Origin of the sequence: Streptomyces sp. NPDC051907, from assembly GCF_040681075.1 — a bacterium.
Lineage (GTDB): Bacteria > Actinomycetota > Actinomycetes > Streptomycetales > Streptomycetaceae > Streptomyces.
This window is the reverse complement of the sequence record NZ_JBFAYB010000015.1, coordinates 58,386-69,749: the sequence shown is the minus strand read 5'-3', so window position 1 is coordinate 69,749 and position 11,364 is coordinate 58,386. Positions and strand designations below refer to the sequence as shown.

Sequence of the window (11,364 nt, the reverse complement as noted above, 5' to 3'; positions counted from 1 at the left end):
GAAGGCGCGCCGGTTCCATCCCGCCGCTTTGCGATCCCTTTACCGATCGCGGGGCCTCGCGTCCTGCCTCCGTCGGTCACGCCGGTCGTGCAGCGCGGTGCCGAACAGAGCCTCGACCTGCTTCATCCGGTAGCGGACGGTCTGGGCGTGCACCTGCAGGCTCGCGGCCGCCGCAGGGGTGTTGCCGCCGTGCTCGAGCCAGCCTTCCCTTGTGACCCGACTGGGGGCGACCCCCGCGAGAGGCGACTGGGCCCGCAGTCGCACCGCATCCGGGGAGGGCGCCGCGCGCTTCGACGGTGCGCTTCGGTGACTGCCGCCTGCGGGCGGAACCGTGACGCGCGATCAGGCGTCATATGCCGCACGCACGGTTGTAAGAGACATGCCCTGAGAGTGGGGGCGGTGGAAGCGGCCGCACCGGTCCCTGCCTAGGGTGGTCATCGAGACGGGGCGAAGTCTCGGAACTGTGCACCACTGGGGGGTTTCATGTTAAACATCGCTTCTTCACGCGCTGTCGGGGTCGCGGTGACAGCGCGTGGGTAGGCGCGGCCAGCCTGCTCAGCGCGGCAGGCGGGCGACCAAGGCAGCCCGTGCGACCAAGGCGACCCAGGCGACCAGGGGCAACGGTTCGCGGCGCGCCCCGCGCGACAGCCCGCTGGCCCGGGTGCTGCCGCTGCTGCGGCGCATCCAGCGCATGCGGCCCAAGTACCCGCGGCCGGGCCGGGTCGGCTACCGACGCTGGATACCCTCGTGGCGCCAGACCCTGGGCGCCTTCCTGACCTGCGGCGGGCTGCTGGCGCTCGTGGTGGCGATCGCGTACTGGCGGACGGAGATCCCGGAGAACCCGAATTCGTTCGCCATGCAGCAGGACAACGTCTACTACTGGGCCGACGGCACCGAGATGGCCACGACCGGCTGGGTCAGCCGGCAGGAGATGCCGTTGGACAAGGTGCCCGAGGACGTCCGGTGGGCGGTTCTCGCGGCAGAGAACGCGAGCTTCTACTCCGACCCCGGTGTGTCTCCCTCCGGGATCGTGCGCGCGTTGTCGCGCATGGTCGGCGGAGGCGAGACCCAGGGCGGCTCCACGATCACGCAGCAGTACGTCAAGAACGCGTACCTGAGCCAGGACCAGACGCTGTCGCGCAAATTCACGGAGATGCTGCTCTCCGTGAAGATGGAGAACGCGTTCACCAAGGACGAGATCTTCGAGGCGTATCTCAACACCAGCTGGTTCGGTCGCGGAACATACGGAATTCAGCGGGCCTCCCAGGCGTACTACGGCAAGGACGTCTCGCAGCTCAACGCGAGCGAGGGCGCGTTCCTCGCGTCTCTCCTGAAGGGAGCGGGGCTGTACGACCCGACGCTCGGCCCCCAGAACCGCGAGCGCGCGGTCGAACGCTGGCGGTGGACCCTCGACCGTATGGTCGCCATCGGGAAGCTCTCTCCGGAGGAGAGGGCCAAGTTCACCGACTTTCCCGAGCCCAACGAGGCGACCGGCGGACGCACCGACCTGAGCGGCCAGCAGGGCTACCTCGTGGAGCTCGCGAAGTCGTACGCCACGCGAACCGGAAAGATCTCGGAGAAGGACTTCGACCTCGGCGGGTATCAGATCTACACCACCTTCGACAGGTCGAGAACGGGCGCCCTGGAGAAGGCGGTGCGCGACGCCCGCGGCAAGCTCGACCCGAAGAAGCGCCCATCCGATCAGTATGTGAGGACCGGCGCTGCGACCGTCTCGTCCGACGGCCGGATACTCGCGATCTACGGTGGGCCGGGATTCCTCAAACAGGGCTTCAACGAGTCCAACGCCGTGACCGTGCCTGCGGGATCCTCCTTCGCCCCCTTCGTCTACGCCGCCGCCCTCAGCGACGGGGTCGTATCCGAACGGGACGCGCCGCGCCGGCCCGTCACTCTTTCGACCACGTACAACGGTCAGCACAACGCGTCTCTGATGACCCCCGAGGGTCCCTACTGGGACCGCAACGGCAAGGTGGTGAAGGGGAAGAACGACGGCGAGACCGACTGGGGCTCCAGCATCACGCTGCGCACCGCCATGGTCAACTCCGTCAACTCCACCTTCCTGCAGCTCGGCATGGACGTCGGACTGGACCGGGTGCGCAAGCACGCCCAGGATGCCGGGCTGCTGCCGTCCAGCTTCGGCCCGCAGGTTCCGGGTTTCGCGCTCGGCAACTCGACGCCGAGCGCCATCCGGATGGCCACGGCGTACGGCACGTTCGCCGCGGAGGGCGTCCGTTCCGAGCCGTACTCGGTGCTCCGCGTCACCCGCAACGGCTCGTCGATCGAACTGCCCAAGCCCCGCACGCAGCGAGCGTTCTCCGCTGACGTCTCCCAGAAGGTGACCGAAGCGCTCGAAGGGGTCGTGGACGAAGGCACCGGCAAGGCGGCGAAGGTGCCCGGGGTCCGGTCGGCCGGGAAGACCGGGACGAGCCAGGACAACAAGTCGGCCTGGTTCGTCGGCTACACAGGGAAGCAGGCCACGGCGGTCGTCCTCTACCGGATGGACCTTCGCAAGCTCGATCTGCTGCCCCTCGACGGCGTCGCCAGCTCCAAGAGCGGGGACCCCGGCCATGCGATGCCGGTCGACATCTGGCGCGACTACACGAAGGCGGTCGCGGCACGCCCCTGAGGGGAGCGTGCCGCAGCCGCGGCCGTCATACCGGCTTCTGGGTCACTCCGTCACTTGACGACGGCCTTCCAGTCCGGCGCCTGTCCCGGATCGAGGGAGCGGAGCTGCTCCAGCACCCTCGGGTCCTGGGCGTCCATCCAGTCGGCGAGCTCCCGGAAGGACACGCACTTCACGTCCTTGCGCGGGCAGACCTGCCGCATGACGTGTTCCACGGCGTCCATATAGATGCCGCCGTTCCACTGTTCGAAGTGGTTGCCGATGAACAGCGGCGCCCTGCTGCCGTTGTAGACCCGGTTGAAGCCGTTCATATATGCCTTGCGGGTGGCCTCCGCCCACGCGGGGTACTGCCCGGGATCTCCCTCGGTCTGGCCCTTGGACTGGTTGTAGAGGAAGTTGAAGTCCATGGAGAGCACCTGGATCTCCTTGTCGGGATACGGCAGCATCTGCAGTGGGAAGTCCCAGATCCCGTCCTTCTTGCGCGGCCATATCTGGAAGTCGCCAGGCGAGCTGGCGTCGTAGCGCCACCCGAACTGCTTGGCGGCCGGCAGAAGAGTCTTCTGGCCTTCCAGGCACGGCGCGCGGCCCCCGGCGAACTCACGGTCCGGGTCGAAGGGCAGCGCCGGCAGATCCGTGAAACCCGTATGCGTCTTCCACTTCTTGACCATGTCGTACGTCTGCTGGATCTCGCTCTTCCACTCCTCGGAACTCCAGTCCTCGCCGCCCTTCTTGCCGCAGAAGTGACCGTTGAAGTGGGAGCCGATCTCGTGGCCGTCCTTCCACGCGCCGCCGAGCTGCGCCAGCGTGGTCCGGATGTGCCCCTCCGTGGGGTACGAGATGGCAGCGGACCCGCGGCCGTGCTGCGGCGGTTCGTACACGCTCTTCTTTGCGGACGGCAGCAGGTAGATGCCCGTCAGGAAGAACGTCATATGGGCGTCGCTCTCCTTCGCGACCTGTCGGAAGTGGGAGAAGAGGCGGTCGTCGCCCTCCAGCGCGCCGTCCCAGGAGAACACCACGAACTGCGGTGGCTTCTCGCCGGGTTTGAGGCGCTCGGCCTTGAGCTGGCCCGGCTGTGGTCCGGTGTACGACGTCGAGCCGTCGCCCAGCACCTTCACCTTGCCGTCCCAGGGCTCCTCCTTCTCCCGGCGGTCCTCTCCTGGCTGTGAGTCCTTCTGGTCGCCGCTCCCCCCGGAGCCGTCGGAGCCGCGACCGCTGCCCGCCGTCGGAGGGTCGTCGTCTCTCATGAGGCCCCCCAGCAGGAGCGCGATCGAGGCGAGCACCACGGCGCAGGCAGCGATTAAGGCCATGCGGCGGGGGCGCTCGCGTGTGCGCGCCCTCTTCCGGGCACGGTTGCGGGCACTTCGGGTCATCGACGCAGAGTCTCTCGGAGGGAAGGAAGGCGTACTTTCGCACGACATGACGAAGTGAATGTTAGAACGGGTTTCTGGACCGTCGAGTTCCGCCTCGCCCAACTGCTCGTCGCCGACAGCCCGTTCCTGTCCCTGAACGGGCGGCGTGGCAGCCGCAGTTCGACGGAGAGTCAACCGGGTGGCGGCCGGTCCTCTCGGGTGCGTAGGCTCCCCGTAGATCGTCGGCCGACGGCGATCGACGTTTACGGGGGATGAGCAATGCGCGTAGGGGTCTACCTCGCACACCCACGGCCGGGCAGCTTCAATCACGCTGTCTTCGACGCCGTCGTGGACGAACTGCACGGCCGCGGGTGCACGGTGCTCGCGCACGACCTGTGCGCCGAGGGATTCGCCCCGGTACTGGCCGCTGACGAGACGGAGACGGTCCAGTCGGCCGCGGCTGCCGTCGACTCGCAGGTGGCGATGCACCGTCAGGAGCTGGCCGAGCTCGACGCCTTGGTGTTCGTCCATCCGAACTGGTGGGGCATGCCGCCCGCGATCCTCACCGGCTGGGTGCAGCGCGTGCTCGCGCCCGGCGTCGCCTACAAGCTCGGCACGGCGGACGGCGAGCCTGAGGGGCTTCTGACGGTCAGCCGGGCGCTCGTCCTGAACACCTCGGACACTCCCGCCGACCGCGAGGAGATCGAGTTCGGGGACCCGCTGGACAGGATCTGGTCGGCATGCGTCCTGCCGTACGTGGGGGTTACCGACGTGCGCCGGGTCGTCTTCCGTACGGTCACCGACTCGACCGACGAGGCACGCGCGTCCTGGCTCCGCCACGCGCGTGAGGAAGCCGCCGCTCTGCTGGCCTGACGGCCTCTGCGGATCCGGGCCGCTCAGGACCGGGCCAACTCCTTGTTACCCGGAGGGTCGGAGCATTCTGCGGCTCCTCAACTTCCGTGTCAGGCCCGGCACTCGGCGGCATCGACCCGTGGCGGCGATGAGACGGGTCGTGGCCACCGGGGAGTTCGTACCCCACTCTCCCAGCAGGCCCTAGTCCATCGCCGCGATGAGGGGGGCGATGAGAGCCAGGGCGTACTGCACCATGACGGCCTTGGTTCGGAGCTGTCGTCCGAGCGTGGCGCGCGGAAGGGCGGCGGCGAGGAGTCCGGTCAGCGCGGAGAGGGCCAGGGCGAGGCCGGAGGCCTCGGAGGCCAGGCCGATGCTGCCGTCGCCGAAGAGGGAGTCGTCGAGGACGATCGCGCCGACGACGAAGACGAGGGGCGCCAGGAGCACCAGGCCGCCGACGGCGACAAGACGCGGGGCGTACGCGGATTCGGGCTGGGGGAGCGTGGTCTCGTTCGTCGTCATGCGCCGATCACATCAGGGCGGCAGGGGCGTGAGGAGGGCCCACGTACTCAGACGGCACCGCTGTCGTACTCACTGCGCGGCTCCCTGCGGCGGCGGGCGCCGGCATCCTCGAGGGACGCCCACGCGTCGCGGTGTCACTTTGAGGCGGGGCCGTCCTGGCTCGCCCGTGCCGAGTGGGCAGCGTGGTCAGATGGCGGCCGGGGCCGACCCGTTCTGGTGGAACGTCACCGCCAGCGTGCTGTCCGATCGGGTCGCCGCCACGAAGCTCCCGTGCAGGTTCACGCCCTTGTAGGTGCCGCCGGGAAGGCCGCCGATGATCTCGACCAGGGCCCAGTGGACGTGCGTGGGGACTCCGGGGAAGGCCATGACATCGCCGAGCCGGTCACCCCTGCTCACCGTCGATCCGATGGCCAGAGCGGACGGCACGTTGGTGATGTGCGTGTAGAAGCCGCCCATCCTGTCGTTGTGCGCCCGTACGAAGACCTCGGCGCCGTACGACCCGCTGGTGTCGGTGGACGGGATGTGCGGGTTGAGCCGTGTGATGTGGCCGTCGAACGCGGCGCGGACCTCGCTGCCGGCGGGCGCTCCCAGGTCCATGCCGAAATGGTTGTACCACTCACCCGGCCCATGGGTGCCCCCGCCCGGGCCGCCCAGGTCACTGGTGAAAGCCGAGGCGCGCAGGGGGCTGGACATATCGATGGTGAATGCGGCCACGGCGGTCCCTTTCGGCGGAACGAGCGCTCTCTGGCGCGCGACACAGTGAAGCCTTCCGGGAAAGCAGGGGAAACCCACGAGCCGTACGGGTGATCCTCGCCCGCGCATGCCGGGCCGCCCGCCGCGCCCCGGACGCCGCCCGCCGCGCCCCGGATGCCGCCAGAACCGGCGTAGGCGCCCAGCAGGTCTCGCACCAGGTGTTCTGGGCCCGTGCTTGCGGCACGAGGAGTGCGATGGGGCGTTCGGCTCCCGGCGTAAGAGAAGTCACAGGCGCACATGGACGCCATGGCCTGCCGCCGTCCACGGGCGTATGCAGGGAGCCGATGTCCGTATGTGCGTACGCCGAGAGGTGATGGAGCGATGAGCGGTGGCGAGGGCCGGCGCGTCGTGGTCGGGGTGAGCGGTTCGATGGGCAGCCTGACAGCGCTGCACCGGGCCGTGGACGAGGCGCGTCGTACCCGGGCCGAGCTGGTGGCCGTACTGGCCTGGCTGCCACCGGACGGTGAGCTGGCTCGGCGGTGCCCGGTGTCTCCTCCGGCGATCGACTTCCGCCGGGCGGCGGCGGCCCGGCTGCTCGAGACCATCGACGACGCGTTCGGCAGCGCCGGCCCCGCGGCACCCTGGCAGGGTGTGATCGCGCGCGGCCGCCCTGGCCCCGCGCTGGTGGCATCCGCGGACCGTGCCGGTGATCTCCTGGTGATCGGCGCCGGGCGGCGCAGCGGGCTGCGCCGGCTGATCTTTCCGTCGGTGGTCCGGTACTGCGTCGCTCATGCCGCCTGCCCGGTCCTCGCCGTACCGCCCTCGCCCCTGCTGAGCGACCTCGTGTCCGCGCACCGTCGGCTCAGTCGGTGGCTGCCTTTCGACGCACGCCGGCTGACGGAGGGCACGCCCTGACCGAGCCCCCCGCCTTCTTCCGCCCGCTGTGCGTCAGGAGCGCGTTACGGGTCCGGGGAATACCGTCAAGCGCCCGTCAGCGAGGTGGCCGAATCCCATCCCTGCGGGCATAGCTTCATTCCGGAGCACGCACGGCCGACCGGCCGGGCGACTACATCCTCTTCACCTTCTTCGAGGGGCACTGCCATGTCTGAAGTCGAACACTCCGAGGACCCCGAGCCTTCTGAACGCGTCCCGGCCGGACCTCTCCTCGTCCCCGTCCGGTCGGGACCCGCGGGCTGCAGCGCCCGTCTCTTCCGTACTCCTCTGGGTGACCGCACAGCCGTCGGATTCACCTCCGAGGCCAGACTCGCCGCCACGCTCGGCCCGGACCACGCCTGCATCAGGCTCTCCGAGCCCGCGCTGCGCTCCCTCGTCGCGCCCCTCGGCGTCGCCTCCCTCACCGTCGACCCGCAGTTCTCCGCCCCCGGCGTCTCGAAGGCCCGCGGCGACGAGAGCTCCCGGCAGAAGCGGGACCCGAAGCACGTGGGCGCCCTGCGAGTGACGGGCGCCGCCGCCCTCGTCTCGTGTCTCCACCTCTTGATCGGCTGAGGAGGCGTCGTGTCCGTATCCCTTACGTCATCCCTCACCTCACCCCTGGTGCCCTCGCCCGCATCGCGTAGCGACACCGACGACCTGTCGATCTGGCCGCGTTCCACCCGTGCCGAGCGCCGCGGGGACGTCAGCGTCGGAGGTGTGTCGCTCGCCGAGACGGCGGGCCGCTTCGGCACCCCCGTCTACGTACTGGACGAGGACGAGGTCAGGGAGCGCTGCCGCACGTATCGCACGGCGTTCCCCGAAGCCGACGTCGTCTACGCCGCCAAGGCGTTCCTGTGCCGGGCCATGGCCCACTGGGTCCAGGAAGAAGGACTCGGCCTGGATGTGTGCTCGGCCGGGGAGCTGACGCTCGCCGTCGCCACCGGCTTCCCGCCGGAGAAGATCGTGCTGCACGGCAACGCCAAGAGCCCCGAGGACCTCGACACCGCCGTGCGGCTGGGCGTCGGGCGCATCGTCGTCGACAGCACCTCGGAGATCGCGCGCCTTGCCGCGATCGTGCCGGAGGACTCTCGTCAGCAGGTCATGCTGCGCGCCGTGCCCGGCATCGCGGCCGGCGGGCACGCCAAGGTGCGGACCGGCACGGAGGACCAGAAGTTCGGCGTGTCCATCACGGACGGCTCCGCGCAGCACGCGGTCGCCAGGGTGCTCGACCAGCCGCGCCTGGAACTCGTCGGACTGCACTGCCACATCGGCTCGCAGATCACCGCCGTCAAGCCCTACATAGCCGCCGTACGGCGCATGATCGGCCTGATGGCGCGGATCAGGGAGCAGCACGGTGTGGAGCTGCCGCAGCTGAACATCGGCGGCGGACACGGCATCGCCTATCGGCCCGGCGAGGAGAGCCTCAACGTGTCCGTGCTCGCGGGCCGCGTCCGGGCCGAGCTGGAGGACGGCTGCGGCAAGGTGAAGCTGGCCGTGCCACGGCTCACCATCGAGCCGGGTCGGGCGGTCGTCGGGCCCGCCGGCGTCTGCGTGTACCGAGTCCTCGCGGTCAAGCGGACCGGGTCGCACACCTTCGTCGCCGTCGACGGCGGCATGAGCGACAACCCCCGGCCCGCGCTCTACGGGGTGCGCTACTCGCCCCGTCTGATCGGCCGGCACTCCACGGCCGCGCCCCGCCTCGTCACCGTCGTCGGCCGCCACTGCGAGGCCGGAGACGTCCTGGCGAACGAGGTCCCCTTGCCCGAGGACGTCCGCCCCGGCGACCTGCTCGCCGTCCCGGTGGCCGGCGCGTACCACCTGTCCATGGCCTCCGGCTACAACCTGGTCGGCCGCCCGCCCGTCGTCGCCGTGAAGGACGGCGCCGCCCGCACTCTCGTACGCCGGGAGTCCCTCGACGACATGAACCGCCGAGACATCGGCCTCTAGGGCCGAGACATCGGGCGCCCATGACCGGGCCCGCGCCACCCCCACAGTCCTCCGCCGGGCTCCCCTCGGCGGAGGGCTGCTCACCGTTGCCGTGAGCAGCCCAGAAGTTCACAGAACAACCCCCTTCGTCCCCCCTCTTCCTGTCTGAGTACGAGGTCTTCTCGATGACCGTGGAAAACATCGTCGGCCTGATCGTGGCCGTCGCGCTGCTCGGCTACCTTGTGGCAGCCCTGATCAAGCCGGAGCGATTCTGATGTCCGCTCCTGTGCGGGAACGGCCCGCCCCCGTGGCCGACCACCAGCCGTCCGGACCGGAGCGTCCGCGCCGGGTCGGCGCCGGAATGCTCGACCCCAAGCAGCTGTGGCGCGCCCTGCCGCAGGCCCTGCGCAAACTGAACCCGGTGACCCTGGTCCGCAACCCGGTCATGTTCGTGACGGAAGTCGGCGCCGCGCTCACCACCGGCATCGCGCTGTTCAACCCCACCGGCTTCGGCTGGCTGATCACCGGCTGGCTGTGGCTGACGGTCGTCTTCGCCAACCTCGCCGAAGCCGTCGCCGAGAGCCGCGGCAAGGCCCAGGCGGACTCGCTGCGCAGGACCCGTCAGCAGACCGTCGCACGCCGACTCGCCGGCTGGGAGCCCGGAGCCGCGGACGGCGCCTGGGTGGAGGAAGAGGTCGCCGCCTCGGAGCTGAGACGCGGCGACATCGTCTCCGTGCCCGCCGGCGAGCTGATTCCCGGCGACGGCGACGTCATCGAGGGCGCGGCGAGCGTCGACGAGTCCGCGATCACCGGCGAGTCCGCGCCGGTGATCCGTGAGTCCGGAGGCGACCGCAGCGCGGTCACCGGCGGCACCCGGGTGCTGTCCGACCGGCTCGTCGTACGGATCACCCAGGAGCCCGGAGCGAGCTTCCTCGACCGGATGATCTCCCTGGTCGAGGGCGCCAACCGGCAGAAGACCCCCAACGAGCTGGCCCTCAACCTGCTTCTGGTCATGCTGACCTTCGTCTTCCTGGTCGCGGTGGTGACCCTGCAGCCGATGGCGATCTTCTCCAAGGACGCTATGGCGGCCGCGCAGGACACCGCCGCCCTCACCGCGGACGGCGTCACCGGCATCGTCCTCGTCTCGCTGCTGGTCTGTCTGATCCCGACCACGATCGGCGCGCTCCTGTCGGCGATCGGCATCGCGGGTATGGACCGCCTCGTCCAGCGCAATGTCCTGGCCATGTCCGGAAGGGCGGTCGAAGCCGCCGGCGACGTCAACACGCTGCTGCTCGACAAGACCGGAACCATCACCTTCGGCAACCGCCGGGCGAGCGCGTTCCTGCCGGTCGGCGACGTGCCGGTGGAGCGGCTCGCCCGGGCCGCGCTCCTGTCCTCGCTGGCCGACGAGACGCCCGAGGGCCGGTCCATCGTCGAGTACGCCTACGAGAAGCACCAGTTGACCGAGCGGGTCGTCGACGGCGCCGTGTGGGCGCCGTTCACCGCCGCCACCCGGATGTCCGGGGTCGACCTGCCGGAGGCCGGCGGAGGCGGGCTGCTGCGCAAGGGAGCGGCCGCCGCGGTCGCGGCCTGGGTGCGCGAGCAGGGCGGCGATGTGCCGGCCGAGCTGGAGGCGACGGTGGAGCGGGTCTCCGCGTCGGGCGGCACGCCGCTCGCCGTCGCGGAGTCGACGGGCGACGGCACGGCCGTCGTGCTCGGCGTCGTCCACCTCAAGGACGTCGTCAAACCCGGACTGCGGGAGCGCTTCGACGAGCTGCGCCGGATGGGCATCCGCACGGTGATGATCACCGGCGACAACCCGGTGACCGCCAAGGCCATCGCCGAGGAGGCCGGCGTCGACGACTTCCTCGCCGAGGCCACCCCCGAGGACAAGCTCGCCCTGATCAAGCGGGAGCAGGCCGACGGCAAGCTCATCGCGATGACCGGCGACGGCACCAACGACGCACCCGCCCTCGCGCAGGCGGACGTCGGCGTGGCGATGAACACGGGCACATCGGCCGCGAAGGAGGCCGGCAACATGGTCGACCTCGACTCCGACCCCACGAAGATCATCGAGATCGTCGAGATCGGCAAGCAACTCCTCATCACACGAGGGGCGTTGACCACCTTCTCGATCGCCAACGACATCGCCAAGTACTTCGCGATCCTGCCCGCGATGTTCGCCGCCGTGTACCCGGGCCTCGGCAGGCTCAACATCATGGACCTGCACTCGCCGCTGTCCGCGATCCTGTCCGCGGTCGTCTTCAACGCGGTGGTCATCGTCGCCCTGATCCCGCTCGCGCTGCGCGGAGTGCGCTACCGGCCCTCGTCAGCGTCCGCGCTGCTCACCCGCAACCTGTGGATCTACGGACTCGGCGGCGTCGTCGCCCCGTTCCTGGCCATCAAGTTCATCGACTTCGCCCTCGTCCAGTTCATTCCGGGGATCTGACC

At 69.9% G+C, this 11,364-nt stretch carries 11 protein-coding genes; 7 read left to right on the top strand and 4 right to left on the bottom strand.

Features of this window, described 5'->3' with window-relative positions; translation table 11 throughout:
* Window positions 1-39 precede the first annotated feature (39 nt).
* Window positions 40-264, bottom strand: coding sequence for a helix-turn-helix domain-containing protein (locus AB0M39_RS11965; protein WP_365362921.1), 225 nt, complete (start codon window positions 262-264; stop codon window positions 40-42).
* A gap of 427 nt (window positions 265-691) precedes the next feature.
* Here AB0M39_RS11965 and AB0M39_RS11960 point away from each other — a divergent pair, with 427 nt between their 5' ends.
* A complete protein-coding gene (locus tag AB0M39_RS11960) occupies window positions 692-2,644 on the top strand; it encodes a transglycosylase domain-containing protein (RefSeq protein ID WP_365363013.1) in 1,953 nt (650 codons plus the stop codon).
* 50 nt (window positions 2,645-2,694) lie between these two features.
* Here AB0M39_RS11960 and AB0M39_RS11955 read toward each other — a convergent pair whose 3' ends face one another.
* Window positions 2,695-3,948 carry a hypothetical protein gene (locus AB0M39_RS11955; protein ID WP_365362919.1) on the bottom strand — a complete coding sequence of 418 codons (1,254 nt, stop codon included), beginning with the start codon at window positions 3,946-3,948 and terminating at the stop codon, window positions 2,695-2,697.
* A gap of 321 nt (window positions 3,949-4,269) precedes the next feature.
* Between AB0M39_RS11955 and AB0M39_RS11950 the strand changes: the two genes are divergently transcribed.
* A complete protein-coding gene (locus AB0M39_RS11950) occupies window positions 4,270-4,863 on the top strand; it encodes an NAD(P)H-dependent oxidoreductase (RefSeq protein WP_365362917.1) in 594 nt (197 codons plus the stop codon).
* Between the two features lie 180 nt (window positions 4,864-5,043).
* On the opposite strand, the gene AB0M39_RS11945 is transcribed toward AB0M39_RS11950, so the two are convergent.
* Both AB0M39_RS11945 and AB0M39_RS11940 read right to left on the bottom strand, forming a co-directional pair.
* Window positions 5,044-5,361, bottom strand: coding sequence for a hypothetical protein (locus AB0M39_RS11945; RefSeq protein WP_365362915.1), 318 nt, complete (start codon window positions 5,359-5,361; stop codon window positions 5,044-5,046).
* Window positions 5,362-5,547: 186 nt separating this feature from the next.
* The gene (locus AB0M39_RS11940) at window positions 5,548-6,075 is read right to left on the bottom strand and encodes a peptidoglycan DD-metalloendopeptidase family protein (RefSeq protein WP_365362913.1); all 528 of its coding nucleotides are present in this window, start codon (window positions 6,073-6,075) and stop codon (window positions 5,548-5,550) included.
* Window positions 6,076-6,435: 360 nt separating this feature from the next.
* Here AB0M39_RS11940 and AB0M39_RS11935 point away from each other — a divergent pair, with 360 nt between their 5' ends.
* From AB0M39_RS11935 to kdpB, 5 genes are all read left to right on the top strand, one after another.
* Complete coding sequence (locus AB0M39_RS11935; RefSeq protein ID WP_365362911.1) at window positions 6,436-6,969, top strand: universal stress protein; 534 nt, start codon at window positions 6,436-6,438, stop codon at window positions 6,967-6,969.
* Window positions 6,970-7,155: 186 nt separating this feature from the next.
* Window positions 7,156-7,560: an SAV_915 family protein gene (locus AB0M39_RS11930; protein WP_365362909.1), complete on the top strand. Its 405-nt coding sequence runs from the start codon at window positions 7,156-7,158 to the stop codon at window positions 7,558-7,560.
* Between the two features lie 45 nt (window positions 7,561-7,605).
* The gene (lysA, locus tag AB0M39_RS11925) at window positions 7,606-8,934 is read left to right on the top strand and encodes a diaminopimelate decarboxylase (RefSeq protein ID WP_365363011.1); all 1,329 of its coding nucleotides are present in this window, start codon (window positions 7,606-7,608) and stop codon (window positions 8,932-8,934) included.
* A 164-nt stretch (window positions 8,935-9,098) separates the two neighbouring features.
* Window positions 9,099-9,188, top strand: coding sequence for a K(+)-transporting ATPase subunit F (kdpF, locus tag AB0M39_RS11920; protein WP_365362907.1), 90 nt, complete (start codon window positions 9,099-9,101; stop codon window positions 9,186-9,188).
* An 86-nt stretch (window positions 9,189-9,274) separates the two neighbouring features.
* The gene (gene kdpB, locus AB0M39_RS11915; protein WP_365363009.1) at window positions 9,275-11,362 is read left to right on the top strand and encodes a potassium-transporting ATPase subunit KdpB; all 2,088 of its coding nucleotides are present in this window, start codon (window positions 9,275-9,277) and stop codon (window positions 11,360-11,362) included.
* Window positions 11,363-11,364: the final 2 nt, after the last annotated feature.